Here is a 26,017-nt window from a genome sequence, read left to right on the forward strand (position 1 = left end):
CATGGCCCAGCCGCTGGACTATCGCACCCTCGAAGCTGCCGCCACCTGGTACGTGCAGCTCAACGCCGCGCCGCCCAGCGCTGCGCAGTTGCAGGCCTGGCAAGACTGGTTGGGCAAGAACCAGGCCCATGCCCAGGCCTGGGCGCGGGTCGAAAAGCTGCAGCGCCAACTGGGCCGGCTGCCCGCTGATGTCGCCCTGCCGACGCTTGCCGGCGTGCGCGCCCGGCGCCGCGCCGTGCTCAAGACCCTGGCGCTGCTCATGGCCGTTGGCGCAACCGGCTGGGCGGTACAACAAAGTACACCGGGCCAGGCGTGGATGGCCGAGCTGCGCACCGGCAAGGGCCAGCGCCGCCAGGTGCGCCTGGACGATGGCAGCCAGCTTGAACTGAACACCGACAGCGCCGTGGATATCCGCTACGACAGCCAGCAACGCCTGCTGCGCCTGTACAGTGGTGAGATCATGGTGCAAACCGCCCCTGACAGCGCGGCGCGCCCGTTCATGGTCGAAACCGCCGAAGGCCGGGTGCGCGCCCTCGGCACGCGCTTCAACGTGCGCAGCGACAATGGCCTGAGCCGGGTCAGCGTGCTCGAACATGCGGTACAGGTGCGCCCGCTCGACCAGCCGCTGCTGATGCTGCGCCTGGAGGCCGGGCAAAGCGTCAGCTTCAACCGCACGCAGATTGCTGCCGCCAGCACCGCCCTGCCCGGCACCGGCGCCTGGACCCAGGGCATGCTGACCGTGATCGAATGGCGCCTGGCCGATTTCATCAGCGAACTGCGCCGCTACCGCCCCGGCGTGCTGCGCTGCGCCGAGGGCATCGCTGACCTGCGCCTGTCAGGTGCCTTTCGCATCGACGACACCGACACGATCCTGGAAAACCTCGGCGTGTCGTTGCCGGTCAGGGTGCGTTACATGACTCGCTACTGGGTCAGCATTGAAGCTGTCTGAAGAAATTTCGCACAAAGGGTTGCCGATTTTCATTCTCATTCGGCTACGCAGTTAAAGCGGCAAATTTCGACCGCCCCTCTGCCCAGCCAATCGAAGGAAATCCTGCATGACCCCGACTTGTCCGCGCGCCCCTCGCCCGCTGGTTCGCGCTGTCCACCTGGCGCTGTTCGGCCTGACCCTGGCACCGTTGCCGCTGCTCGCGCTGCTGCCGGCCCAGGCCATGGCGCAAAGCGCCAGCACCCAGTTCCAGATCGCCCCGGGCCCGCTGGGCACTACCCTGAGCCTGTTCGCCACCCGCGCCAACATCACCCTGTCGTTCGATGCCCGCCAGACTCAAGGCCAGCAGTCGGCCGGCCTGCACGGCACCTACTCGGTCGAGGAAGGCCTGGCGCGCCTGCTCAGCGGCACCGGCCTGCAGGCCCAGCGTCAGTCCAACGGCGGCTACGTGCTGGTGCCCGCCAATACCGGCGCGGCGATGGAACTGGGCGCCACCAGCATCAATGCTCAAGGCCTGGGTGAAACCACCGAGGGTACGCATTCCTACACTACCGCAGCGACCCGTACTGCGACCAAGCTGCCGTTGTCGATCCGCGAGACGCCACAAACCATCACCGTGGTTACCCGCCAGCAGATGGACGATCAGGGCGCCCAGAGTATTTCTGATGTGCTGCGCAATACCCCCGGCGTCTCGGCGCAAACCTATGACAGCGACCGCACCGAGTTCACCAGCCGCGGCCTGGTGATCACCAACTACCAGTACGACGGCGTCAACACCGTGTATGACGGGGTGTACGGCGAAGGTACCGCGCATGTCGACATGTCGATCTATGACCGTGTGGAGGTGCTCAAGGGCGCCACCGGCCTGATGACCGGCTCCGGCGACCCGTCGGCCACGGTCAACCTGATCCGCAAGAAACCGACCGCGCAGTTCCAGGGCTCGCTCACCGGCAGTGCCGGCAGCTGGGACAACTACCGCGGCGAAGTCGATGTTTCCGGCCCGATCAACAGCAGCGGTAGCGTGCGTGGGCGTTTCGTCAGCGCCCAGCAGGACAAGAAGGGCTACCAGGACCATTACCAGCAGAACAAAGAGGTGTACTACGGCATCCTCGAGGCCGACATCACCCCGGATACCCTGCTGACCGTCGGTATCGACCAGCAGACCACCACCCCGCGCGGCAGCTCCTGGACCGGCAACCCGGTGTACTACACCGACGGCGGTCGCACTGACTTCTCCCGCTCGTTCAACCCGGGCGCCGACTGGAGCCGCCGCGACTTCCAGAACCGCACCTACTTCGCCTCGCTGGAACAGGCGCTGGCCAACGACTGGTCGCTCAAGCTCAGCGTCAACCAGTTGCAGAGCGATCACGACACCCGCCTGGCCTCGGCCAGCGGTGGCGCGCCGGATCGCAATGGTGACGGCATGTACTTTTTCTGGGGCCGCTGGGAAGGCCACCGGGTGCAGAACAGTGCCGACCTGAACATCTCCGGCCCGTTCACCCTGTTCGGCCGCCAGCACGACCTGGTCGTTGGCCTTGACACCAACCATTCGCGCCAGACCGGCGCCACCTGGGACACCGGCGAATTTGGCACGGTGCCCGGCAGCATCTTTGACTGGGACGGCCACATCGGCGTGCCGGACTTCCCGAAAAACGGCAAGTACGAACAGAAGAAGAGCCAGAACGGCGCCTACATCGCCACCCGCCTGCACCCGACCGATGACTTTTCAGTCATCCTCGGCACCCGGGTCAGCACCTTCAAGTACAGCGACAATTACGACTACGACGGCCTGAACCCGAACTTTGCCGACAGCCAGGCCAGCTACAAGCAACACGGCGTGGTCACGCCCTACGCCGGAGTGGTCTATGACCTGAACGACACCTACTCGGTGTACGCCAGCTACACCTCGATCTACCAGCCACAGAGCAACAAAGACAGCAACGGTGCCACCCTCGACCCGGTCGAAGGCGACAGCTACGAAACCGGCCTGAAAGCGGCCTACTTCGACGGCAAGCTCAACGCCAGCCTGGCGCTGTTTCGCATCGAGCAGGACAACGTCGCCGAGTCGATCGGCACCAACCCTGCGACCAATGAGGGCATCTACAAGGCGACCAGTGGCGCCACCACCCAGGGCATCGAGCTGGAAGTGGCTGGTGAGCTGCAGGAAGGCTGGAACCTCTCGGCCGGCTATACCTACGCGCGTTCACGCGATGCCGACGAGCAGCGTATCTATGGCTTCCCGATGAGCACCAGCAAACCTGAACACCTGGTGCGGCTGTTCACCACCTACCGCCTGCCGGGGGTGCTGGACAAGGTGACAGTGGGGGGTGGAATCAACTGGCAGAGCGCGTTTTACGGCAAGATCTACAACCGCTCGATCGAGGATTACAGCTTTATCAAGCAAGGCGGCTATACCCTGGTCGATCTGATGACCCGTTATCAATACAACGACCAGCTGAGCTTCACGGTCAATGCCAACAACGTCTTCGACAAGCGCTACCTGACCGGGCTGGGCAACTTCGACACCACCTACTACGGTGATCCGCGCAATGTGATGCTGACGACGCGCTGGGAGTTCTGAGGCCCCATCGCGGGGCAAGCCCGCTCCTGCACACCGAATGCAGGAGCGGGCTGGACCCGCGATGAATTCAACTCAATTGTCGAGCATCACCTGCAACGCCCGGCAATCCGCTGCATGCCAGTCGGCCAGCTCTGGCCAGGGATTATCCGGCAGGTTCACCAGAATCGTCCGCGCCCCCGCCGCCCGGCCGCAGTCCAGGTCAAAGCGGTAGTCGCCGACCATGACCATCTCGCTCGGCGCCACCACCCAGGCGTCGGCCAGCTTCAGCAAGCCGCCAGGGTGTGGCTTGGGTGGTGCTTCATCACGCCCGACCACGTGCTCGACGGCAAAGCAGTCGGCCAGGCCGATTGCCTCAAGGGTGATATGCGCAAGCTCCCGGGCATTGCGGGTAAGGATACCCAGCTGGCAACCGCGCGCCGCCAGCTCGCGGACCAGCTCCACGGCACCGGTAGCCGGGCGTGAACCAATCGCCAGCTCACGTTCATGCTCCAGCAACCAGGCGTGCTTGGCTGCGGCTTCATCGGCCGGCAGGGCCGCCAGGTGGGTGAGGATGTCGTGGGTCTGGGGAATTTCCAGCGCCACCTTGATCGCGGCAAAATCATGCACGGCAACGGTCAGGGTGCCGTCCATGTCGAACACCCAGTGGCGAATCTGCTGCAGGCTCATTGCCAGTCCTGGCGATGACGAATCAGGCCTTCCTGGCACGACGAGGCCACCAGTTGCCCGGCCTGGTTGTAGATGTTGCCGCGGGCAAAACCACGGGCATTGCCGGCCCACGGGCTGTCCATGGCGTACAGCAGCCACTGGTCGGCGCGCAGGTTGCCGTGGAACCACAGCGCGTGGTCGAGGCTGGCGATCTGCATGTCCTTGTGCCACACCGATTTGCCATGGGGCAGCAGCGAGGTGGTCAACAGGCCAAAATCCGAGGCATAAGCGAGCATGTACTTGTGCAGCGCCGGCACGTCCGGCAGGTTGCCGTCAGCACGGAACCAGACGTACTTGACCGGCTCGCCGGGCTTGGGGTTGAACGGATCCTCGGCAGTTACCGGACGCATTTCGATCGGCTTGGCGCAGAGCATCTTGTCGCGAATGGCTTCAGGCAGGCGATCGGCCATGCGCTTGGCCAGCTCGACTTCCGACGGCAGGTTTTCCGGGCCGACCACCTTGGGCATCTGGCTCTGGTGCTCGAAGCCTTCCTCGTCGTACTGGAACGAGGCGCTGCAGGTGAAGATGGTCTTGCCCTTCTGGATCGCCGTCACCCGCCGGGTGCTGAAACTGCCACCATCGCGTACGCGGTCGACCGAATAGACCACCGGCATGCTGGCGTCGCCCGGGCGCAGGAAGTAGCCGTGCAGCGAGTGCACGTGGCGCGCCTCCTCGACCGTCTGGCTGGCCGCCGACAGCGACTGGCCCAGTACCTGCCCACCGTACAACTGACGAAAGCCCAGGTCCTGGCTTCGCCCGCGGAACAGGTTTTCCTCGATCGATTCCAGGCTCAACAGGTCAACCAGATCGTCCAACACGTGGCTCATTCAAGATTCTCCAAGGCAATGCGCAACTGCGGCAAATAATACAGGGTTTGTCATTGCCGGCCCGTATGTTGTGCAATTCAGCCGCGCAGGGTGGCCTGCCACTGGGCACGGTCGATGCGGTACAACACGTGCGCTCGCAAAGGGTCGCCAGGCTCTAGCCTGGGGTGTTCGAAGCTGCCGGCCAGGTCCTGCTGCATGCCGATGGCCTGCATGACTTTTTGCGATGGCAGATTGCTCTCGGTGGTGAACGACACCACCTGCTCCAGGCCCAGTTGAGCGAAGGCGCAGCGCAGGCTGGTCCAGGCCGCTTCACTGGCAAAACCCAGCCCCCAGTGGCGCCGGGCCAGGCGCCAGCCGATCTCCACCGCCGGGGTAAAATCGGCGGCAAAACTCACGTTGAGCAGGCCGGTCATGCCGATAAAGGCGCCGGTGTCCTTGCGCTCCAGGGCCCACAGGCCAAAGCCGTATTCATTGAAGTGGCCGCGAATCCGGCCGATCAGCGCAGCGCTCTCGACCCGGGTCAAGGGTGCAGGAAAGTAACGCATGACCTGCGGGTCGGCGCACATCGCGGCGAACTCCCTGAGGTCGTCATCCTGCCATTGGCGCAACAGCAACCGTGCGCTTTCCAGTTGCAATATCGGGGTCATGCTCGGCTCCTTATCCACAGCCTGCTGTTTATAGCGTAGGTAACAACCTCGGCTCCAAGCTATTTTTCACATCCCTTTCACTGGTTCTGAACCTGACCTTTTCTACAGTGCGTTCACTCTTGAACCTGCCTGAAGTGGTCCTATGTCATCTTCCCACCTGACGCCTGCGCTTACCGCCAGCACTGCCACCCAGCGACGACGCGGCGCTCCCTGGCGCCAACCGCTGACCGGGCTGGGCCTCCTGCTCGCCCTGGTCATCCTTGCACTGTGGTGGACATCGAGGACACCGATCGTGGACCTGGGCAGCGACAATCAGATGCACAACAGTGGTGTTTACAGCGAATGGGCCAAGGGCGCGGTCATCGTCCTGATCCGCCATGCCGAACGTTGCGACCGTTCGCACAACCGCTGCCTGGGCGACCCCAGCGGCATTACCCTCGAGGGTAGCCAGGCGGCCAGCGACGTCGGTAACGGCATCCAGCGCCTGGGCCTGAACAACGCTCAGGTGCTGAGCAGCCCGGAGGTGCGCACCCAGCAAACTGCGCACTTCATGTTCGGCAAGGCGATCGCCAGCGAGGACTGGCTCAAGCAATGCGACAAGGGTTTTGCCGATGCCGCCTTCAAGCACAAGCGCGCCGACCATAACCTGGTGCTGGTCACCCACAGTGGTTGCATCGATCATCTTGAGCGGCAGTTGAATGTGCCCGGTGGTGAACGCTCCAGCGCCTATGCCAGTGCCTTGTTCGTGTCCATGGGCAGCAACGGCAAGGCGCGGATTCTCGGGCAGATGAACGCCAATGAATGGCGCAAACTTGTCGCCAGCGCAGGAATGTAAAGCATGCCGGGCCCCTCTCGCCGCGACTTCTATCTGACCAACCTGGGTTTGCCGCTGCTGCTGGCTGCCGTGGTTTTTTTGCTGTTCGACCTCACCAGCCTCGACCGAATGATCAGCAACCTGCTGCTCGACCCGGCCAGCGGCCAGTTCCCGCTGCTGCACAACCAATGGTTCGAGAAAGTGACCCACAAGTGGCCGCGCATCTTGCCGAACTGGACCGGCGAGCTGGCAGTCATCGGCTCGCTGTTGTCGTTTATCTGGCCACGCTTTGCCGCTTATCCACAGTCCACTGCCAGCCGCATGTTGAACACCTGGCGTATCGCTGCGGTGCTGCGCTTGACCACCCGCTACCGTCGCGACTTGCTGTTCGTGGTGGTGGCCTTCGCCCTGAGCACCACGGTCATCCATTACCTGAAAAGCCACACCAGCGTGTACTGCCCGGTGGAGACCACCCTGTACGGCGGCAGCGAGCTGCGCCAGGAATGGTTCGAGAACTTCACCTGGCTGGACAAGGCCGGTGCCGGGCGTTGCTGGCCGGGTGGCCACGCCTCCAGCGGCTTTACCTTGCTGGCGCTGTACTTCGTTGCCCGGCGCCATCGCTGGGCGCATGCGCGCAAACTGCTGGTGGCGGTGTTGTTGCTGGGGCTGGTGTTTGGCACCACGCGCGTGCTGCAGGGCTGGCACTATATGTCGCACACCTTCTGGGCAGGGATTTTCGTCTGGCTGACGACCTGGCTGACAGCACTGTTCTTTTACGGCCGGCTGGCATTACAGGCTCCCGCGCGGGTGGCGACCAGAGCACGCACGCCGGCGTTGATCAACGCCACGCCAGCATCACTACGCCCAGAGTGACCAGGCTGATGCCGGCCCACTGGCGCAAGTCAAGTCGCTCGCCCAACAGGGTTACGCCAAGTACCGCCACCAGCACCACGCTAAGTTTATCCACAGGCGCCACCTGTGACGCCTGGCCCAGCTGCAGGGCTCGGAAGTAACAGATCCACGAGGCGCCGGTGGCCAGCCCCGACAACACCAGAAACAGATAGCTGCGGGCCGGGATCGAACTCAGCGACTGGTACTGGCCGGTGGCATACAGAATCAGCGCCAGGCTGATTAGCACCACCACCGTACGCAGCAAGGTGGCGAAGTCGGAGTTGATGCCGCTGATGCCGACCTTGGCGAAGATCGCGGTCAACGCGGCGAACACGGCGGATAACACCGCCCAGAAAGTCCATGAAGCCAACACCATAAGTACGCCTGTGCAAGGGATTGCTACTCATTGTAGAAGCTGGCGTAACGGCCTTGGTAACTGGCAAGATCAGCTTCTGTCTCGCTCAAGACCCTGCCATGCCGCTGCCGCTGATCTACCACGACGACTACAGCCCGGGGTTTCCCGCCGAGCACCGCTTTCCGATGGACAAGTTCCGCCTGTTGCGCGACCACCTGGTCGCCAGCGGCCTGACTACCGACGCGGCGTTGCTACGCCCCGAGGTTTGCCCCAACGACATCCTCGCCCTGGCCCATGACCGCACCTATATCGAGCGCTACATGAACGGCGAGCTGTCGCGTGAAGACCAGCGCCGCCTTGGCTTGCCCTGGAGCGAAGCCCTGGCGCGGCGTACCGTGCGCGCGGTCGGCGGCTCGCTGCTGGCAGCCGAGCAGGCGCTGGAGCATGGCATCGCCTGTCACCTGGCCGGTGGCACCCATCACGCCCATTACGATCACCCGGCCGGCTTTTGCATCTTCAATGACCTGGCGGTGATCAGCCATTACCTGCTCGCCGCCGGGCGGGTGCACAAGGTGCTGATCTTCGATTGCGACGTGCACCAGGGCGACGGTACCGCGCGCATCCTCCATGACACCCCGGACGCGATCACCGTATCGCTGCATTGCGAGCAGAACTTCCCCGCGCGCAAGGCCGAAAGCGACTGGGACATCCCTCTACCGCGCGGCATGGGCGACCAGGCGTACCTGAAGGTGGTCGATGACGCGCTCAACTACCTGTTGCCGCTGTACCGCCCGGACCTGGTGCTGTACGACGCCGGGGTCGATGTGCACAAGGACGACGCCCTGGGTTATCTGCAACTGACCGATGAAGGCGTCGCCGCCCGTGACCAAAGCGTGCTGCGCCACTGCCTGGGCCGGGACATTCCGGTGGTTGGGGTGATTGGTGGTGGCTACAGCAAGGACCGCGAAGCCCTCGCCCGCCGCCACGGCATACTGCACCACAGCGCCAGCCGTGTGCTGGGTTACTCACAATGACTGTGGAACCGCCTGTGGATAACCTGCGGGAAAGCCCCTCAAGGCCTTTAACCACGGGGCCTTGAGGCCGATGTACGTTTTTTGATCAGTGATTCCGGGCGCCGCGCTAAGGTAGAATGCCGGCTCTTTTTTCCAGCTTGCAGCCGACCATGACCGACACTTGCACCACCGACCGCCCACACGTTGCCATTATCGGAGGCGGGCCGGCCGGGTTGATGGCCGCCGAAGTGCTGAGCCAGGCCGGGGTCGCCGTCGAGCTGTACGACGCCATGCCCTCGGTGGGGCGCAAGTTTCTCCTGGCCGGGGTCGGTGGCATGAACATCACCCACTCCGAGCCTTACCCGGCATTCATCGCCCGTTATGCCGAGCGCACGCAAGACGTTGCCCGCCTGCTCGAAGGCTTCGATGCCGATGTGCTGCGCCAGTGGATTCACGACCTGGGCATCGAAACCTTCGTCGGCAGTTCCGGCCGGGTGTTCCCCCGCGACATGAAAGCCGCGCCACTTTTGCGCGCCTGGCTCAAGCGCCTGCGCGATGCCGGGGTCGTTATCCACACCCGCCATCGCTGGTTGGGCTGGAATGCCGATGGCAGTTTGCGAATCGCTTATCCACAGGGCGAGCTGACACTAAAGCCGACCGCCACCGTGCTGGCGCTGGGCGGCGGCAGCTGGGCACGCCTGGGCTCCGATGCGGCCTGGCTGCCCTGGCTGCAAGCGCAAGGCGTGCAGATCGCGCCATTGCAGGCGGCCAACAGCGGCTTCGAGGTCGAAGGCTGGAGCGCGCTGCTCAAGGACAAGTTTGCCGGCGCGCCGCTGAAGAACATCGCCCTGAGCCTTGCCGGCCAGGCGCCGCGCCTGGGCGAATGCGTGCTCACTGCCCAAGGCCTGGAGGGCAGCCTGGTGTACGCCTGGTCGGCGCAGATCCGCGAAGCGATCAACCGCGATGGCAGCGCCAGGGTGCTGGTCGACCTGCTGCCCAACCGGCCTGTGGATAAAATCCAGCAGGCCCTGGCCAAGCCGCGAGGTTCGCGCTCAATGGCCAAGCACCTGCACAGTCAACTGGGGCTGGACGGGGTCAAGGCGGCGTTGTTGCGAGAGCAGACCGATCAACCGACCTTTGCTGACCCGGCCTTGCTGGCGCAGGCGATCAAGGCCTTGCCGATCACCCTGGTGCGCCCTCGCCCGCTGGACGAAGCGATCAGCAGCGCGGGCGGGGTGACCTTTGAAGCACTGGATCAGCGCTTGATGCTCAAGCAACTGCCCGGCGTGTTCTGTGCCGGTGAAATGCTCGACTGGGAAGCGCCAACCGGCGGCTATCTGTTGACTGCCTGTTTTGCCAGTGGGCGCAAGGCCGGGTTGGGTCTGCTGGAGTGGCTTAACGGCTGAATAATCGCGGGTCAAGGCTTGCGCTTGCGCGGCCCGGTATTGAAGGCCGGCACCTTGCGTACCGGCTTGGCCTGCGGCGCTGCCGCTGGCGCTTCAGCGCTGTCCATCCAGCGCCCGAGGCTGCGCTTGCTGCTGCTTTCCTTGGGCTTCTTCGGCTTTTTCGGCTTCTTCAGCACCTGGCCGCTGGCATCGGTCATCGGCACCTTGTGGTCCGGAATGAAATCCGGCTCTTCGTGGCGTGGCAAGGTCTTGCGGGTCAGGGTTTCAATCGCCGACAGCAGCTGCACTTCGTCGGCGCACACCAGCGAAATCGCCTCACCGCTATTGCCTTTGCGCCCGGTACGACCGATGCGGTGAATGTAGTCCTCGGCGACGATCGGCAGGTCGAAGTTGACCACCAGCGGCAGGTCGTCGATATCCAGCCCGCGCGCCGCCACATCGGTGGCGACCAGGATCTGGATCTCGCGGGCCTTGAAGCTGTCCAGGGCACGCTGGCGGGTTGCCTGGGGCTTGTCGCCATGAATGCCGTCGGCATTGACGCCCTGGCCACGCAGGCGCTCGACCAACTGGTCAACGCCATTGCGGGTCTTGGCGAACACCAGCACCTGCTTCCAGCGCTGCTTGCGCATCAGGTGGCTGAACAGCTCCGGCTTGCGCTTCTTGTCCACCGGCACGATCCACTGTTTGACCGTACTGGCGGTGACATTGCGCGGGCTGACTTCGATGCTCAGCGGGTCATTGAGGGTCTGCGCGGCCAGTTGGCGGATCTCGTCAGAGAACGTCGCTGAGAACAGCAGGGTTTGCCGGCGTGCCGGCAGGGCGGCGTACACCGCGCGCAGCTCTTCGGCAAAACCCAGGTCGAGCATGCGGTCGGCTTCATCGAGCACCAGCGCCTGCAACTGGTTGAACTTGACTGCGTTCTGGCGGAACAGGTCGAGCAGCCGGCCCGGGGTGGCCACCAGCAGGTCGATGCCCTTGCGCAGCTTCATCATCTGCGGGTTGATGCTGACCCCGCCGTACACCGCATAGGTGCTCAGCGGCAGGTGCTCGGCGTACTCACGAATGTTGGCGTGAACCTGTTCGGCCAGTTCACGGGTCGGCACCAGCACCAGGGCGCGCACCGAGTTGCTGGCGACCTTGGCCCCTTCCAGGGTCAGGCGTTGCAGCAGCGGCAGGGCAAAACCTGCGGTCTTGCCGGTGCCGGTCTGGGCGGCGGCCATCAGGTCGCGGCCGGCCAGTACGGCAGGAATGGCCTGGGCCTGGACCGGTGTCGGGGTGTTGTAGTCCAGGCGCTCGAGCGCGCGCAGCAAGGGTTCGATCAGGCCGAGTTTGGCGAAAGTCATGGCAATACCGTCAGGGGAATTCAGCAATGGCGGCAGTTTACCTTGTTCAGGCCCGGCGCGTGCCGCCATCGCTATCAGCCTTGCGGTGCAAAGCGTACCTTGAGCAGGCGATCGAGCCCTTCACCCAGGTAGAACGAAAACGGCCTGCCGCTCTGGTAGGCAATCGCACGACATGCCGCGAATGCTTCGGGATCGCTGCGGATGAAAAACAGGTAAGGCTGATCCCTGACAGTGCCAATTTTGCCGAACTCGAACACCAACCGGTCGATAGTCTCCGGGCGCTGGATCCGCACCCGCATATCGCCCATTTCCAGGCGCTCAAGCAATCGCGGCTCATCGAACGACAATTGCGCCGGCGCCCGCAGTTGTAAACCGCTGGGCATGCGCAGTTTCATCTCGCCGCGCAGGTCGGCGCCACTGACATTGAAGTCGGTGACTTCGAAGGGCAAGGCGCCATTCAGCCTGGCGCTAGCCTCGCAGATCATATCGGCTTGCGGCTTTTGCGCAGTCGCCTGCTCGTTGCGCCGCAGTTGCACATCGATTTGCGAAGGAAAGCTGAAGTGCAGCGGCAGCGACATCTCGCCAAGCGCGACGACTTCAGCGGGCGCCGGGCCAAAATCGTAAACACCCAGGCCCACCTGACGCGCCTGACGCATGTCGACCAGCAGCCGGCCTGTGGGCCGGACCTCTTCCCGAGCGGGCTCGAATGACTCGAACAGCGCCCGCAGTTGCTGACGCTGCCCGGCGTCCAGGGCATCCTTGGCAAAACGCACCTGCAACGCTTGCCGGTTGCCGGGCTCAAGACGCAGTTCGAGCTTGCCCGCCGGGATCGGCCAGGGGGCCATGGCTTGGCGCACGGCCTGCAAATAGGCGGCCTCGATTTCGAAACTGTTTTCCAGAGAGATGGGTTCCTGGAAATACAGGGTCATGAAGGTTTGCTTACCGTCATACAGCATCACCACGCCCATTACGAGCAAGGCCACACAAGCAAAAATCTTCACTGCCTTCCTGGCAAAACGTCCTTTCATTTACACAGTTCACCTTCCACTTCGCCAACAGTTTTGGCTTTTTCCACTGCCGGCCGGCGCCACTGCGGCACACCGATCAGCACAACGGCGCCAATGATAACCGCCATTGCCACGCATTCCTCGAAACCAATTTGCTCGCCGGCAAAAACAATCCCCAGCAACACCGCCACCGCCGGGTTGACATAGGCATAACTGGTGGCCGCGGCCGGGCGCACATGCTTGAGCAGGTACATGTAGGCGCTGAAGGCCAGGATCGAGCCGAAGAACACCAGATAGGCCAGCGCCCCCCAGCCAGCGGCGGTGGGCATCTGGGTCATGCGTTCGCCACTCAGGGCGCTGCCGAGCAGCAAGACCACGCCACCGACAAGCATTTCTGCGGCGCTGGCCATCGGCCCGGCGGGCAGCGGCAGGCTTTTGCTCCAGACCGAACCGAAGGCCCAGGAGGCGGCGGCAAACAGGATCAGCGCAGCGCCGACCGGGCTGGCCTGCAGGTTGGAGCCGAGGTTGAGCAAGGCGATGCCGACCAGGCCGAGGACAATCCCGGCCCATTCCAGACGGGTGTTGCGATGGCCCCAGAGCAGGCCGAACATCAAGGTGAACAGCGGCACTGTGGCCACCGCCAGCGCTGCCACGCCTGAAGCTACACCGGCATGTTCAGCCAGGGTTACGCCGCCGTTGCCGCAACTGAGCAGCAATACGCCGATGACACTCGCCGCCCGCCATTGCGGCCAGGTCGGCGCCGGCACGCCGCGCCAGCGCAAAAAGCCGTAGAGCAAGGAGCCGGCAATGACGAAACGCACCCCGGCCATCAGCAACGGTGGCCAGGATTCGACGCCGATGCGAATCACCAGGTAAGTCGAGCCCCAGACCAGGTACAAGGCGAGAAAGGCGCCGATCAAGACTAACGGGAAGCGACGGGAGGCAGGCATGGGGGGCTCGAATTATGGGTGTCGGGCAGTTAGTTTAGAAAGGCAGCGCAGTAAACATAAGTTACAAAACCTGTTTAAACGAACCGTACACTTTTGAAACAACGGATCTTTTGGCCTTGCGCCTTGGAATCAACAACCCGCCCCTGGAAACCCATGGACAAATACGATCGCATGCTCCTCAGCGCCCTGCTGGACAACGGCCGCGCCTCCTTCGCCGAGCTCGCGCGCAAGGTCAATCTCTCCGCTCCGGCGGTGGCCGAGCGGGTGGCCAAGCTTGAGGCCAGCGGGGTGATTACCGGCTACCAGGCCAAGGTCGACCTGGAGAAGATCGGCCTGCCGATCCAGTGCGTGATCGAACTGCGCCTGGCCAGCCATGGCAACCAGCAAACCTACGAAGAACTCACGCAGATTCCGCAACTGACCGAGTGCCACCGGGTGACCGGCGACCCCTGCGTGATCATGCAAGCGGCAGTGGGTTCGATGCCGGAACTCGAAGAGCTGATCAACCGGGTCGCCCGGTTCGGCTTCAGCAAGACCTCGATCATTCTCTCCAGCGCCGTGGAGCGGCGTTTGCCGCTGGGCCACCTGGAGCACAACGGCAAGAAGGCCTAGCGATAGGTTTTAAGCGCTTCGCCGATCTTCGCCGCAGGGACTTTCTGCAGGCTGCAGAACAATTGGTGGGAAACGCCGTTGACGCCCTGCTGACGCAATTGTCCGGCCAGGTGCTGGGCGAGGTTGGCGGCCATTTCGGCATCGGCCATGGCCCGGTGCGCGGTGCCGGTGTCAGGCAGGCCGGCCCAGCGGGTCAGGGTGCCCAGCTTGTGGTTTGGCGCCGAGGGCATCAGGCGCCGCGCCAGCAACATCGAGCAGGCGAAACGCTGACTACGGCTACGGCCGATCTGCGCCAGTTCGTAGTCCCAGAACTTCTGGTCGAACGAGGCGTTGTGGGCGAGCATCGGCGTATCGCCAACGAACTCGGCTACTTCGTTCATCACCCGGGCAATTGGCGGCGCGCTGCGCAGCATGGCGGTGGTGATACCGGTCAGGCCAGCGACAAACGCCGGTACCGGTACCCCGGCATTCATCAGGCTTTGGTAGCGCTCGACGATGCGCCCGCGTTCCAGCATGACCACCGCCACTTCGGTGGCGCGGCAACCGGCGCCGGGTGAAATGCCAGTGGTTTCAAAGTCGATGACAGCGATACGTTCCAAAACGACAACCTCAAAAATCTTAATGCTTGAGCAGCAGGCTGCCCTCGATGGGCACATATCGGCTGGCAGCGCGAATCAGTGAATTGGCGGTCAGCCCCGGCACGCCATAGGCAACGGCCTGAATGCCGTGACGGCTGATGACCCGTTCCAGCAGCAGGTCGAAATCGCCGTCGCCGGAGGCCAGCACCACCTCATCGACCCGCGCGGCGGCATCGATCACATCGAGGGTGATGCCCACGTCCCAGTCGCCCTTGGCCGAGCCGTCGCTGCGCTGGATGTAGGGTTTGAGTTTGACCGTGAAACCGAGGTTGCGCAGGATCTGTTGAAACTGCTGCTGCTTGCTGTCGCCGCGGTCGATGGCGTAAGCCACCGCCTCGACGATCTGCCCGTGCTGGCTGATATCGGCCCACAGCGCCGCGTAGTTGAAGTGGCAACCGTAGGCCTGGCGCACGGTGTAGTAGAGGTTTTGCACATCGGCGAATACCGCGATCTTCTTCACCGCTTTTCCTCATGGCGCCACGGCGCTGTTGCCGGCCGCCGCACACCGGGGCCGTTTCGGCGCCCAGTATGCCAGCCCGCGGGCCATGCGGGTAAGCGCGGTCAGACGAAGCTGTCGTCGTCGCCGCCGAAGAAGCCGCCATCATCGCTGCCGTAGTCGGTGTCGATGAAGCCGCCCTGGTCGTTGCCATAGCCGCCGTTGTCGGCGGTCAGGCGCTGCTCGTCGTTGCTGCCCCAGCCGCCGCTATCGCTGGCGGGTGCTGGTTCTTCCTTGATCACTTCGACCACCTCTTCAGGTTGCGAGTGATGGTTGAACAGGCTGCTGATGCCCTGGGCCAGCATCACCCCGCCGGCCACGCCTGCAGCAGTTTGCAACGCGCCACCAAGGAAGCTGCTGGCACCGCCGCGGGCCGGGGCCTGGGCGGGAGCTGCGTTGAAGCCCTGCTGCTGGGCCGGCGGGTTGAACGAGGGGCGCGACGGTTCGCGCCAGCCGCCACCACTGGCAGGAGCGCTGGCCGCCTGGTTTTGCACCGGCTGCGGGTCGCGGGTGCCGCTGCCGAAGATGCTCGACAAGAAGCCGCCACTGCTGCTCGGTGCGGTAGCGGCTACCTGGGCCTTGGCCTGTTTGAGCTCGGCCTGCAGTTGCTTGTTCTGTTCATCCAGGCGCTTGAGCGCTGCTTCCTGCACCAGGATCGCCTGGGCCATGTAGTAAGGCGCCGCCGGTTGCTGCTGCAGGTGCTCGCCAATGCGCGCCTGGGCCTGGGCATCACGCGGCACGGCCGGATCTTCGGCCTGCTTGAGCCGACCGAACAGGCCGTCGATCAGGGTTTGTTCTTCACTGTTCATGGGCAACCTCACTGCAAAAGCGGAAAAACGGGTACCGGTAAAATGGGGTGCCGAGGCGCCAGATTCAACACAAGCCGGGATTAAACTTTCTTCAGGTTGGCCAGCGCCTGGGCTAAAGTGACGCCCTGCTTTTATTCAATGCGATATCGACCGATGAATCCGCTTAGTGTTCTGCGCGACTCCCTGTATTTCTTCCGCCGTCACCTGCTGAGCATTGCCCAGTTGTGCCTGCCGCTGGTGGTGCTCGAAGCCCTGTGCGCCCAGTTGCTGTACCAGCAACTGGGCAAGGACGCCTCGCCAGGCTACGGCATGCTGGTCAGCCTGCTGTTCTACCCGCTGTACAGCGCCGCGCTGATCCTCTACCTCGACAGCCGCAGCAACGGCTACGCCCCGCTCAAGCGCAACCTGCTGGCCATGGCCTTGCGCCTGTGGCCGTCGTTTGCGCTGATGGTGATGCTCAGCTCGTTGCTGATCATGGCCGGCGCCGCGCTGTTCATCATTCCTGGTATCTGGGTGATGATCCACCTGGTGTTTGCCGAATACGCCCTGGTATTGCGCGGCCAGCCACCGATCGAAGCCATGCGTACCAGTTTCCAGATGACCACCGGCAACTTCTGGCGCATCTTCAGTTGCGTCCTCGGCGTAATGGCAGTGCTGTGGCTGATCGACGGCCTGAGCATGATGCTGGTGCCCGAGCCTTCGCCGCTGGCGCAACTGGCTCTGGACAGCGGCAACGGTTTTTTGCAGTTGTTCAGCACCGTAATGATGTTCCGCCTGTACATGCTGGTCAGCGAACCGGCGACAGAGCCACCGCTGTCCTGACTGGTTAGCCGATGACCCGACTACTGCGCAACGCCCTGCTGACCCTGCTTGTTGTGATCGCCCTGCTGTGGCTGCTGGCCAGCCAGCTGAGCTGGCAACCTGAACCGCGCGAGAGCCTGGCGGTCAGTTGCCGGGCCAGCACGGCGGCGCTGGTACCCGGCCAGGTGTTCAAGGTGATGACCTGGAACGTGCAGTACCTGGCCGGCAAGCGCTACGTATTCTGGTACGACCAGGGCCGCGGCGACGACACCCGCCCTACCCCTGAAGACCTCGCCTTCAACCTTGATGAAGTGGCGCGGGTAATCCGCGCCGAGCAGCCGGACATCGTCCTGCTCCAGGAACTGGACAACAACGCCAAGGCCAGCGGCTACCAAGACCAACTGGCACTGCTGCGCGAACGGCTGGTGGATATTTACCCCTGCGCGGTGCAGGCCTACGACTGGAAAGCCGATTTCGTCCCCGACTGGCACATCTTCGGCAGTGTCGGCCGCAGCCTGGCGACCCTGAGCCGCTACCCGATCAAGCAGGCCGAGCGCCTGCAATTGCCGGTCGACGCCAGCAATGCCTGGCGGCGCTTGCTGCAACCGCAGCAGGCGATTGTTGCCAGCTACCTGCCGCTGCGCGATGGCGGTCAGCTGGCGGTGCTCAACACCCGCCTGGCGACCTTCGAAGCCGGCAGCGATATCCAGCGCCAGCAGGTGCAACAGGTGACGCGCCTGCTCGACAAGCTGGAAAGCCAAGGCACGCCATGGTTGATCGGCGGCGACTTCAACCTGCTGCCGCTCGGCCAGTACCGCCGCCTGCCGGCCGAACTGCGCGGCCAGTACGGTGCCGACAGCGACCTGCATCTGCTCTGGGACAAATACCCGATGATCCCCAGCAACGCCGAAGCCAGCGGCGCCGACCGCGCGGCCTGGCTGACCCACTACCCCAACGACCGCAACCTGCAAGGCCCGGACCGCACCCTCGACTACCTGTTCCACAGCCCCAAACTGCAGCGTCTGGGGGCACGGGTAATTCAGCAGGACACCCTGGAGATTTCCGATCACCTGCCAGTGACGGCGCGCCTGCTGTTGCCTGCGCAGCCGTGACTACTTGCGCGGCTTGGCCCGCGCCGTGGCTTCGGCCACCAACGGGTCATCCGGCCAATAGTGCTTGGGGTAGCGCCCTTTGAGGTCTTTCTTCACTTCGGCATAGGTACTGCGCCAGAAGTTGGCCAGGTCCTGAGTCACCTGTACCGGCCTGCGCGCGGGCGACAGCAAATGCAGCAGGACTTGCTGACGGCCCTGGGCGATGCGCGGAGTTTCGGCCAGGCCGAACAGCTCCTGCAGACGCACGGCGAGAATCGGCGGGGTTTCGCTGTAGTCCAGGCGAATGTTCGAACCCGAGGGCACACTCAGGTGCACCGGCGCCTGCTCATCCAGGCGCTGGGGCAGCGGCCAGGGCAGCAGGTTGCGCAAGATCGACGCGAGGTCGAGCTGGGCGAAGTGGCTCAGGCGGGTGACCTTGCCCAGGTAGGGTTGCAACCACTCGGACAGGTTCGCCAGCAGCGCGGCATCGCTGAGGTCCGGCCACTCGCTTTCACCACGGCTTGCCAGGTCGAGCTGGCGCAACAGCGCCACCCGCGCCTGCCACTGGCGCAGCTCGGGCGTCCACGGCAGCAACTCCAGACCCTTGCGCCGCACCAGTTCCAGCAAGGCCCGGGCGCGGGCGTCTTCATCCAGGCCGGTCAAAGGCTCGCGGCTGAGCACCAGCTCGCCGACCTTGCGCTGACGCTCGGCACGCAAAACGTTCTCGCGTTCGTCCCAGTCAAGGATATCCAGGCTGCGCACCTGTTCGGCCAGCACCCCGTCGAACAGCGCCGGGTCGAAATCGGCGGCCAGGTAAATGCGCTCCTCGCGCTGGCCCTGACGGCTGCCCAGATCGGCGATCACCAGCCACGAATGTTTCATCAAGGCATCGGCTTCGCCAAACAACGCAGCGCGACCGTTGGCCAGGCGATACTCCGCACCGCCGGCACGCCGCTGCTGCGCAACGCGGTCGGGATAGGCCAGTGCCAGCAGGGCGCCGAGCCAGCGCGAATGCTCGGGGTCGGCGACGGCTGCAGTGGCTTTGCCGCGCAGGTAACCGCGGTACTGGCGGGCCAGTTGCCGGGCGCGCTGCACACCGCCCTGCGCGCCTTTGGCCGCGCGGGTTTCACCGCTGAGCAGGGCCAGGCGGCTATGCAGGTCGGCACCGCCGCCGCGCAGAATGTCGCGCTCACCGAGCAAGGCGGCGACATCGCAGGCCATGTCGGCCAGGCCCAGGTCCTGGCCGCGCAACAGCAGGTGGGCGATGCGCGGATGCGCCGGCAGTTCGGCCATGGCCTGGCCGTGGGCGCTGAGGCTGTCCGGGCTGTCGGCCTTGAATGCGCCCAGGCGCTGCAACAGCTCCAGCGCCTGGCCATAGGCGGCCGCAGGTGGCTGATCGAGCCAGCGCAGTTGTTCGGGGGTAACGCCCCAGCGCGACAGTTGCAGGGCCAATCCAGCCAGGTCAGCCTGGAGAATTTCGGCCGCGCCATAGGCCGCCAGTTGCTCGTGCTGGGCTTCGGACCACAAGCGATAACACACGCCGGGCTCCAGGCGCCCAGCGCGGCCAGCACGCTGGGTGGCGCTGGCGCGGGAGATGCGCTGGGTGTCCAGGCGGGTCATGCCGCTGCCAGGATCAAAGCGCGGCACCCGCGCCAGGCCCGCATCGACCACCACGCGCACACCGTCGATGGTCAGGCTGGTCTCGGCGATGTTGGTCGCCAGCACCACTTTGCGCAGGCCGGCGGCTGGGGTGTCGATGGCGGCGCGCTGGGCATTGAGATCGAGCTCGCCATGCAGCGGGCACAGGAGGATATCGCGGCGCTCGCCCAGGGCCTCCTGCAGTGACTGATGCACGCGGCGAATCTCCGCCTGCCCCGGCAGGAACACCAGCACGCTGCCCGACTCGTCGCTGATGGCCTGCAGCACCGTATCGACCACCCGCGGCTCGATGAACTCGCCCGCCTGAAACGGCCGGCTCCAGCGAATATCCACCGGGTACATGCGCCCTTCGCTGCTGACCACCGGAGCATCGTCGAGCAGGCTCGACAGGCGCTCGCCCTCAAGGGTCGCCGACATCAGCAGGATTTTCAGCGGCGGGTCGTCACGCAACAATTCGCGACCATTGAGGCTCAGGGCCAGGGCCAGGTCAGCATCGAGGCTGCGCTCGTGGAATTCGTCGAAGATCAGCAAACCCACTCCGTCCAGCGCCGGATCGGCCTGCAGGCGGCGGGTGAGAATCCCTTCGGTGACCACCTCGATGCGCGTGTTCGGCCCGACCTTGCTGTCCAGGCGGATGCGGTAACCAACCGTTTGCCCGACCTGCTCACCCAACTCGCTGGCCAGCCGTTCGGCCGCCGCCCGCGCCGCCAGGCGCCGAGGTTCGAGCATGAGGATGCGCTGCCCGGCCAGCCACGGCTCATCGAGCAGCGCCAGCGGTACGCGGGTGGTCTTGCCGGCGCCAGGGGGCGCTTCGAGCACCGCTTCGTGGCGCTGGCTCAAGGCGGCGCGCAAGGCTGGCAGTACGGCATCGATCGGTAATGATTTCATGGTGGCCCTCAAACAATCCGCCGAGTATAACGGCGAACCGAGCCTGCCTTATCATGGTCTTAGCTGTAGATACAGGCTCTTTGCCTGTATCTTTGTCGCCTTCATTCCGGAGACTTCCATGCGTATTCCCTCCCGTGTCATTGGCGGCGTCGTGATCGCCACCCTGCTGAGCCAACTGACCGCCTGCGGCACCCTGTTCTTCCCCGACCGGCGCGGCCAGATCGAAGGCAAGATCGACCCGGTGGTCGCCGCCCTCGACGCCATCGGCATTCTTTTCTATGTGATCCCGGGCCTGATCGCTTTCGGCATCGACTTCGCCACCGGCGCCATCTACCTGCCCGGCGGAACCACCGCCCAGGTCGCGCCTGAAAAACTCAATGAAGCCATCAGCGCCGACGGCAAGGTCGACAACAGCAAGCTGCAGGCTATTCTCGAAAGCGAACTGGGCCAGCGCCTACCGCTCAACGACCCGCGCCTGATCCAGCACAAGGGTAGTGTCGAGCAACTGGCCATGTACGGCCTCAAGCCCGCTGCTTGATCTCTGACAGGAAGCCACTTTAGGCATGACTCCCTCGGCTGAACACCAACGCCTGCTGCGCCTGGCCACCCGCGCATCGCTGGCGGTGGCCAGTATCCTGATCCTGACCAAGGCGCTGGCCTGGTGGCTCAGCGGTTCGGTCAGCCTGCTGGCCGGGTTGACCGACTCGGCGCTCGATGGCGTCGCCTCGTTCCTCAACCTGCTGGCGGTGCACTACGCCCTGCGCCCGGCCGATGACGACCACCGTTACGGCCACGGCAAGGCCGAAGCCATGGCCGGCATGGCCCAGGCGCTGTTCATCGGCGTCAGCGCGGTGCTGATCGGCGTGCAGGCGGTTGAGCGGCTGCAGAATCCGCAGCCTCTGGGTGACACCGGCATCGGCATTGCGGTGATGCTGTTGTCGCTGGTGCTGACCATTGCCTTGCTGATGCTGCAGGGCAAGGTGATCCGCATCACCGGCTCGACCGCGGTGCGCGCCGATTCACTGCACTATCGCTCCGACCTGCTGCTCAACGGCAGCATCCTCGTTGCCCTGGTGCTGGCGCGCTTTGGTTGGCCACAGCTGGATGCAATCTTCGGCCTGGGCATTGCCCTGTACATCCTCTGGAGCGCCCTGCAGATTGCCCGCGAGAGCAGCTCGATCCTGATGGATCAGGAGCTGCCCGGCGACATCAGCGAGCAGATGCTCGCGCTGGCCTGCAGTGTGCCGGGGGTGCGCGGCGCCCACGACTTGCGTACGCGGGTGTCGGGTAGCCACTGGTTCGTGCAATTGCACCTGGAGTTGCCCGGGGACCTGCCGCTGACCCAGGCTCATGCCTTGTGTGACCAGGCAGCGGCGGCGATCAACAGCAAGTACCCCAAGGCTGAAGTGCTGGTGCATGCAGATCCGGTGATGTGAGGCAGTTGGCAAGGCTGCTCTTTGCCAGCGATGGGCTGCGCAGCAGCCCTGGGTCAATTGACGCTGTAACCTCGCCCGCTCAAACAAGCACCCTGCGCCCGCCGATAGTTATCGGCCACCTGCGCCGACGGCGCGTAGCTGGCCGCAGCCGGGTCAAAACCGGTCTGCTGCACCGCCCAGCGATGGCATTCGTAGCGGTCGCGATCAAGCTGCTGCGGGCTCTGGCCCTGCGCGGGATAAGCAATCACGTCATAACCTGGGCCGCTTCGGGCCGGCGTACTGGCCGCCGGCGGGTTGACCACCACATACTCGCGGCTGTCTTCCAGGTACTGGTAATACGTCCCTGCCGCCAGAAAGAACAGCGCACTGCCTATCCACACTTGCTGGGCATAGTCGGGCAGGTAGTTGACCCGCACGCCATAGGGCGGAGTCACCACCACATAACGCGGGCCTTGCGGGCGATACCAGTAACCGCCGGAATAGAAGTAGTCATGCCCGCGATACGGCACCTTCCAGTACTGGTCAGGAAAGCGTTCGATGGTCTGCCCCGGACGGTATTGCGGCCCCGGCCCCCAGCCATTGCCGTGGCCATCCCCATGCCCGCCGCCACCGGCGTTGTAATAGCGGTTGTCGTTGCGCCGCGGGATATCCTGGTAATAGCCGGTGCGTGGCTCCTGGGTCTGGCGCACTTCATCGGGCCGCGACTGCAAGGGTGAAGCTCCCTGCCCCTCAGCCAGCAGCGGCAGATTGACACTCATGCACAGCACACCCACACCCGCCATACCCCAGACACGCGACTTCATACTTTCCTCTCGGACCGATAACAAGGGGCCTGTGATTACTCTATCAGGCCGTCTGCCAGGGGTTATCGGCCGCCAGATGAAATTTGAGTAATAAAAAAGGGAGACCCTGGGGTCTCCCTTTGAGAATTTTGTCCGTGCTCGGCGCTTGTGACACCGGCTCACCTCACGCCGTCTTGTGGACAGTGTGTAGCCCGGGGGCCGAGCACAACCTGGTGGGGTTGCTGGCCGCAGCTGGCCTGATTCGGCCCGCCGCACTGGACTGATGTCCGGGCAGTGATTCTGGTGATAAGAATACGGCGATGGCAGCGGCAGAGGATTGCTAAGATTGCTCATTTAAATATCACTTGCGCAATTTTTGCCTACAGATTGATAATTCGACGCAATCGAAACAGAAAAGGCCAATCCCATGAGCAAGCTCGACCGTTATGACCTGAGCATTCTTGCCGAATTGCAGCGCGATGCGCGTATCTCCAACCAGGAACTGGCCGAACGCATCGGCCTGTCACCTTCGCCCTGCTCGCGTCGGGTCAAGCAACTGGAAGACGACGGTTATATTGCCCGCCAGGTCGCCCTGCTCGACCGCAAGAAGCTCGGCCTGAGCCTGACCGCCTATGTGCTGATCGGCATGGACCGGCACACTCCCGAGCGTTTCGAGACCTTCGAGGCGGCGATCCGCAGCCTGCCGCAGGTGCTCGAATGCAGCCTGGTGACCGGGATGGATGCCGACTACCAACTGAAAGTCGTGGTGCCCGACATGGACCATTACCAGCAGTTGCTGCTCGGCCACCTGACCCGTATCGAAGGCGTGACCAGCGTGCGCTCCAGCTTTGTTCTCAACCAGGTACTGGCCAGCACCGAACTGCCGCTCACGCACCTGCGTTAGTCAGGTTGGCAACGGCGGCGTATAATCGCGCGCCTCAACCTGCCGGAGAGTATCGATGGATCCTGCGTTGTTCGAAGAGTGGATGATGACCATCCTGGTCACCATCCTGATTGGTTTCATGGGTTTTATCGTCTGGGACCTGGCGAAAAAATCCAAGGCCGGCAAGTTCGGCACCTTCATCCTGTTTTTCGTGCTGGGCCTGGGCATCCTCGCCTTCATCATCAAAAGCGTGGTGATCGGCTTTATCGAAGGCGTCTAAAGCCTGGCCGGGACTTCCCGCCACTGGCCCTGATCGAGGCCATCCAGGCTCCAGTCGCCGATCCGCACGCGCACCAGGCGCAGGGTCGGCAAGCCGACGGCAGCGGTCATGCGCCGCACCTGACGGTTGCGCCCTTCCTTGATGACCAGCTCCAGCCAGCTTGTCGGTACGCTTTTGCGAAAGCGTACCGGCGGGTTGCGTGGCCACAGCTGGGGCTCGTCGAGCTGACGGGCCTGGGCCGGCAAGGTCGGGCCGTCGTTGAGCTCGACGCCATCGCGCAAACGCTGCAGTTGCTCCTCGCTCGGCTCCCCTTCTACCTGTACCCAATAGGTTTTCGCCAGCTTGTGCCTGGGGTCGGCGATCCGCGCCTGCAACTGGCCGTCGTTGGTCAACAGCAGCAGGCCCTCGCTGTCACGGTCCAGGCGCCCAGCCGGGTAGATGCCGGGGATGGCGATGAAGTCCTTGAGGGTCGCGCGCCCTTCGCCGTCGCTGAACTGGGTCAGCACGTCAAAGGGCTTGTTGAACAGGATCAACCGCGGCTCGGCCGGCGGCGCCTTGGCGTGGCGACGCGGGCCGGCGGGTTTGGCCGCGGGGCGCCGCGGCTTGGAGCGTGGGGGTAACGACATGGGGCCTCAGCGGAACGGCGGCTCGTCAAAACTGCGCAGTTTACGCGAGTGCAGCGAGTTGAGCTCGGTACGCAGCAGGTCGAGGGCAGCGATGCCGATCTTCAGGTGCTGGCTGACCGCCCGGTTGTAGAAGGCGTTGGCAGCCCCCGGCAGTTTGATCTCGCTGTGCAGCGGCTTGTCGGAAACGCACAGCAAAGTGCCGTACGGTACCCGCAGACGATAGCCCTGGGCGGCGATGGTGCCGCTTTCCATGTCCACCGCCACCGCCCGCGACAGGTTGATCAACGGCCGCTCCTGCGCCCAGCGCAACTCCCAGTTACGGTCGTCGTAGGTCAGCACGGTGCCGGTGCGCAGGCGCTTTTTCAGCTCGTCGCCACGCTCGCCGGTCACTTGCGCCGCCGCTTCCTGCAAGGCCAGTTGCACTTCGGCCAGGGCCGGAATCGGAATGTTCGGCGGCACTACCCGGTCGAGAATCCCGTCGCGGCGCATGTAGGCGTGGGCCAGCACGTAGTCGCCGATGGTCTGCGATTGGCGCAGGCCGCCGCAGTGGCCGATCATCAGCCAGCAATGCGGGCGCAGTACCGCCAAGTGGTCGGTGATGTTCTTGGCGTTGGACGGGCCGACGCCGATGTTGACCAGGGTGATGCCGTCGCCATCGGCGGCGATCAGGTGGTAGGCCGGCATCTGGTAGCGGTGCCACACCACTCCGGCAACCAGGGCCTGGGCTTCGCCGTTGTCCATGGCCTTTTCGATGATTACGTTGCCGGGCAGGACCATGCGCACGAAGCGCGGGTCGTCACGCAACCGCTCGAGGCCGTGGCTGATGAACTGGTCGACATAGCGGTGGTAGTTGGTCAGCAGGATCCACGGCTGCACATGGCGCCAGTCGCTGCCGGTGTAATGCACCAGGCGGCGCAGGGAAAAATCCACCCGCGCGGCGTCGAACAGCGCCAGCGGCAGCGGGTCGACGTTGGCCCAGTCGTACAGGCCGTCAGCGATGCCATCGGTGGCGGCAGAAAGATCGGTGCTGGGGAACACCCGCGCCAGCGCCGCAGCCGTAATGCCCGTACCGGCCAGTTCGTCGCCCTGCTCGACCACATAGGGGTACGGAATGTTCTGCTGACTGACGCCCACTTCAACCGTGACGGTGAAGTCGCGCATCAGCGGCTTCAATTGCTCCAGCAGGTAACCCCGGAACGCCGCCGGCTGGGTCACAGTCACGCTGTAGGTGCCCGGCAACTGGACCTTGGCGTAGGCACGGGTGATCGCCGGCACTTCGCCATGGTACTGGTAGGTCAGGCGCAGCTCGGGGTAGCGGAACAGTGCGCGCTCCTCGGCATCCGGCTCGGTGCGGTCCTTGAGGTAGCGCTTGAGCGCCTGGCTCAGGGCCGCGGTGGCTTGTTCGTGCAGGGCGGCGAGGCGATCGACGGCCTGCTCGGCGGTTTCTACGACAACGAAGGCTTCATCAGTACGGCTCACAATGTACTTCCTGTCTGACATGCATACGCCCATCTTGCCTACATCCGGCGGC

The 26,017-nt window shown here is 64.2% G+C and carries 27 protein-coding genes; 13 read left to right on the forward strand and 14 right to left on the reverse strand.

What is annotated here, in order from left to right; all coding sequences use genetic code 11:
- Position 1 precedes the first annotated feature (1 nt).
- Positions 2-949 carry a FecR domain-containing protein gene (locus LOY37_RS23600; protein WP_258594982.1) on the forward strand — a complete coding sequence of 316 codons (948 nt, stop codon included), beginning with the start codon at positions 2-4 and terminating at the stop codon, positions 947-949.
- A gap of 106 nt (positions 950-1,055) precedes the next feature.
- A complete protein-coding gene (locus LOY37_RS23605) occupies positions 1,056-3,527 on the forward strand; it encodes a TonB-dependent siderophore receptor (protein ID WP_258715844.1) in 2,472 nt (823 codons plus the stop codon).
- A gap of 72 nt (positions 3,528-3,599) precedes the next feature.
- Here the strand turns inward: LOY37_RS23605 and LOY37_RS23610 are convergent, their stop codons facing one another.
- The 3 genes from LOY37_RS23610 to LOY37_RS23620 all read right to left on the reverse strand — a co-directional run bounded on the left by LOY37_RS23610 (position 3,600) and on the right by LOY37_RS23620 (position 5,706).
- On the reverse strand, positions 3,600-4,193 hold the full coding sequence (locus tag LOY37_RS23610) for an HAD family hydrolase (protein ID WP_258715845.1): 594 nt from the start codon (positions 4,191-4,193) through the stop codon (positions 3,600-3,602).
- On the reverse strand, positions 4,190-5,059 hold the full coding sequence (gene tesB, locus LOY37_RS23615; RefSeq protein WP_045199789.1) for an acyl-CoA thioesterase II: 870 nt from the start codon (positions 5,057-5,059) through the stop codon (positions 4,190-4,192). Before tesB ends, LOY37_RS23610 begins: the two co-directional genes overlap by 4 nt.
- A gap of 77 nt (positions 5,060-5,136) precedes the next feature.
- Positions 5,137-5,706, reverse strand: coding sequence for a GNAT family N-acetyltransferase (locus LOY37_RS23620; protein WP_093379253.1), 570 nt, complete (start codon positions 5,704-5,706; stop codon positions 5,137-5,139).
- 142 nt (positions 5,707-5,848) lie between these two features.
- Here LOY37_RS23620 and LOY37_RS23625 point away from each other — a divergent pair, with 142 nt between their 5' ends.
- Positions 5,849-6,541: a histidine phosphatase family protein gene (locus LOY37_RS23625; protein WP_195885078.1), complete on the forward strand. Its 693-nt coding sequence runs from the start codon at positions 5,849-5,851 to the stop codon at positions 6,539-6,541.
- 3 nt (positions 6,542-6,544) lie between these two features.
- Entirely contained in the window at positions 6,545-7,393 is an 849-nt protein-coding gene (locus tag LOY37_RS23630; protein WP_258715846.1) for a phosphatase PAP2 family protein, read from the forward strand.
- On the opposite strand, the gene LOY37_RS23635 is transcribed toward LOY37_RS23630, so the two are convergent.
- A complete protein-coding gene (locus LOY37_RS23635; RefSeq protein ID WP_123565145.1) occupies positions 7,359-7,787 on the reverse strand; it encodes an EamA family transporter in 429 nt (142 codons plus the stop codon). The two genes, LOY37_RS23630 and LOY37_RS23635, sit on opposite strands and share 35 nt — an antisense overlap.
- Before the next feature lie 98 nt (positions 7,788-7,885).
- On the opposite strand from LOY37_RS23635, the gene LOY37_RS23640 reads away from it, so the two are divergent.
- Positions 7,886-8,800 (forward strand): histone deacetylase, encoded by a 915-nt coding sequence (locus tag LOY37_RS23640; RefSeq protein ID WP_258715847.1) that lies wholly within the window; start codon positions 7,886-7,888, stop codon positions 8,798-8,800.
- A gap of 149 nt (positions 8,801-8,949) precedes the next feature.
- Positions 8,950-10,185 (forward strand): TIGR03862 family flavoprotein, encoded by a 1,236-nt coding sequence (locus tag LOY37_RS23645; protein WP_176794209.1) that lies wholly within the window; start codon positions 8,950-8,952, stop codon positions 10,183-10,185.
- Between the two features lie 11 nt (positions 10,186-10,196).
- On the opposite strand, the gene LOY37_RS23650 is transcribed toward LOY37_RS23645, so the two are convergent.
- The 3 genes from LOY37_RS23650 to yedA form a co-directional block, all read right to left on the reverse strand.
- Positions 10,197-11,528 (reverse strand): DEAD/DEAH box helicase, encoded by a 1,332-nt coding sequence (locus tag LOY37_RS23650; protein ID WP_045200051.1) that lies wholly within the window; start codon positions 11,526-11,528, stop codon positions 10,197-10,199.
- A gap of 74 nt (positions 11,529-11,602) precedes the next feature.
- Complete coding sequence (locus tag LOY37_RS23655; RefSeq protein WP_258715848.1) at positions 11,603-12,511, reverse strand: hypothetical protein; 909 nt, start codon at positions 12,509-12,511, stop codon at positions 11,603-11,605.
- Between the two features lie 41 nt (positions 12,512-12,552).
- Positions 12,553-13,485 carry a drug/metabolite exporter YedA gene (gene yedA, locus LOY37_RS23660; protein WP_045199804.1) on the reverse strand — a complete coding sequence of 311 codons (933 nt, stop codon included), beginning with the start codon at positions 13,483-13,485 and terminating at the stop codon, positions 12,553-12,555.
- Positions 13,486-13,638: 153 nt separating this feature from the next.
- On the opposite strand from yedA, the gene LOY37_RS23665 reads away from it, so the two are divergent.
- Positions 13,639-14,097 (forward strand): Lrp/AsnC family transcriptional regulator, encoded by a 459-nt coding sequence (locus tag LOY37_RS23665; protein WP_045199806.1) that lies wholly within the window; start codon positions 13,639-13,641, stop codon positions 14,095-14,097.
- Here LOY37_RS23665 and LOY37_RS23670 read toward each other — a convergent pair.
- The 3 genes from LOY37_RS23670 to LOY37_RS23680 all read right to left on the reverse strand — a co-directional run bounded on the left by LOY37_RS23670 (position 14,094) and on the right by LOY37_RS23680 (position 16,040).
- Positions 14,094-14,696, reverse strand: a complete 603-nt coding sequence (locus LOY37_RS23670; RefSeq protein ID WP_045199808.1) for a PolC-type DNA polymerase III — start codon at positions 14,694-14,696, stop codon at positions 14,094-14,096. The two genes, LOY37_RS23665 and LOY37_RS23670, sit on opposite strands and share 4 nt — an antisense overlap.
- Positions 14,697-14,715: 19 nt before the next feature.
- Positions 14,716-15,195 carry an NYN domain-containing protein gene (locus tag LOY37_RS23675; RefSeq protein ID WP_036996945.1) on the reverse strand — a complete coding sequence of 160 codons (480 nt, stop codon included), beginning with the start codon at positions 15,193-15,195 and terminating at the stop codon, positions 14,716-14,718.
- Between the two features lie 101 nt (positions 15,196-15,296).
- Positions 15,297-16,040, reverse strand: a complete 744-nt coding sequence (locus tag LOY37_RS23680; protein WP_258715849.1) for a DUF2076 domain-containing protein — start codon at positions 16,038-16,040, stop codon at positions 15,297-15,299.
- 153 nt (positions 16,041-16,193) lie between these two features.
- Here LOY37_RS23680 and LOY37_RS23685 point away from each other — a divergent pair, with 153 nt between their 5' ends.
- Together LOY37_RS23685 and LOY37_RS23690 are read left to right on the forward strand one after the other, a co-directional pair.
- On the forward strand, positions 16,194-16,862 hold the full coding sequence (locus tag LOY37_RS23685) for a hypothetical protein (RefSeq protein WP_258715850.1): 669 nt from the start codon (positions 16,194-16,196) through the stop codon (positions 16,860-16,862).
- 11 nt (positions 16,863-16,873) lie between these two features.
- The gene (locus tag LOY37_RS23690) at positions 16,874-17,953 is read left to right on the forward strand and encodes an endonuclease/exonuclease/phosphatase family protein (RefSeq protein WP_258715851.1); all 1,080 of its coding nucleotides are present in this window, start codon (positions 16,874-16,876) and stop codon (positions 17,951-17,953) included.
- On the opposite strand, the gene hrpB is transcribed toward LOY37_RS23690, so the two are convergent.
- Positions 17,954-20,479 carry an ATP-dependent helicase HrpB gene (gene hrpB / locus LOY37_RS23695; RefSeq protein WP_258715852.1) on the reverse strand — a complete coding sequence of 842 codons (2,526 nt, stop codon included), beginning with the start codon at positions 20,477-20,479 and terminating at the stop codon, positions 17,954-17,956.
- A gap of 118 nt (positions 20,480-20,597) precedes the next feature.
- Here hrpB and LOY37_RS23700 point away from each other — a divergent pair, with 118 nt between their 5' ends.
- Positions 20,598-21,017: a polyribonucleotide nucleotidyltransferase gene (locus tag LOY37_RS23700; RefSeq protein WP_093379221.1), complete on the forward strand. Its 420-nt coding sequence runs from the start codon at positions 20,598-20,600 to the stop codon at positions 21,015-21,017.
- A gap of 25 nt (positions 21,018-21,042) precedes the next feature.
- Positions 21,043-21,915, forward strand: a complete 873-nt coding sequence (locus LOY37_RS23705) for a cation diffusion facilitator family transporter (RefSeq protein WP_045199818.1) — start codon at positions 21,043-21,045, stop codon at positions 21,913-21,915.
- Positions 21,916-21,968: 53 nt separating this feature from the next.
- Here LOY37_RS23705 and LOY37_RS23710 read toward each other — a convergent pair whose 3' ends face one another.
- Entirely contained in the window at positions 21,969-22,718 is a 750-nt protein-coding gene (locus tag LOY37_RS23710) for a DUF6515 family protein (protein ID WP_258715853.1), read from the reverse strand.
- Between the two features lie 406 nt (positions 22,719-23,124).
- Between LOY37_RS23710 and LOY37_RS23715 the strand changes: the two genes are divergently transcribed.
- Together LOY37_RS23715 and LOY37_RS23720 are read left to right on the forward strand one after the other, a co-directional pair.
- The gene (locus LOY37_RS23715; RefSeq protein ID WP_010222927.1) at positions 23,125-23,601 is read left to right on the forward strand and encodes an Lrp/AsnC family transcriptional regulator; all 477 of its coding nucleotides are present in this window, start codon (positions 23,125-23,127) and stop codon (positions 23,599-23,601) included.
- Between the two features lie 55 nt (positions 23,602-23,656).
- A complete protein-coding gene (locus LOY37_RS23720) occupies positions 23,657-23,860 on the forward strand; it encodes a DUF2788 domain-containing protein (RefSeq protein ID WP_010222926.1) in 204 nt (67 codons plus the stop codon).
- Here the strand turns inward: LOY37_RS23720 and LOY37_RS23725 are convergent.
- Both LOY37_RS23725 and amn read right to left on the reverse strand, forming a co-directional pair.
- A complete protein-coding gene (locus LOY37_RS23725) occupies positions 23,857-24,486 on the reverse strand; it encodes a pseudouridine synthase (RefSeq protein WP_258715854.1) in 630 nt (209 codons plus the stop codon). The two genes, LOY37_RS23720 and LOY37_RS23725, sit on opposite strands and share 4 nt — an antisense overlap.
- 6 nt (positions 24,487-24,492) lie before the next feature.
- A complete protein-coding gene (gene amn / locus LOY37_RS23730; protein WP_371128634.1) occupies positions 24,493-25,998 on the reverse strand; it encodes an AMP nucleosidase in 1,506 nt (501 codons plus the stop codon).
- Between the last annotated feature and the right edge of the window lie 19 nt (positions 25,999-26,017).

The sequence above is a fragment of the Pseudomonas sp. B21-012 genome (genome assembly GCF_024749305.1).
GTDB lineage: Bacteria > Pseudomonadota > Gammaproteobacteria > Pseudomonadales > Pseudomonadaceae > Aquipseudomonas.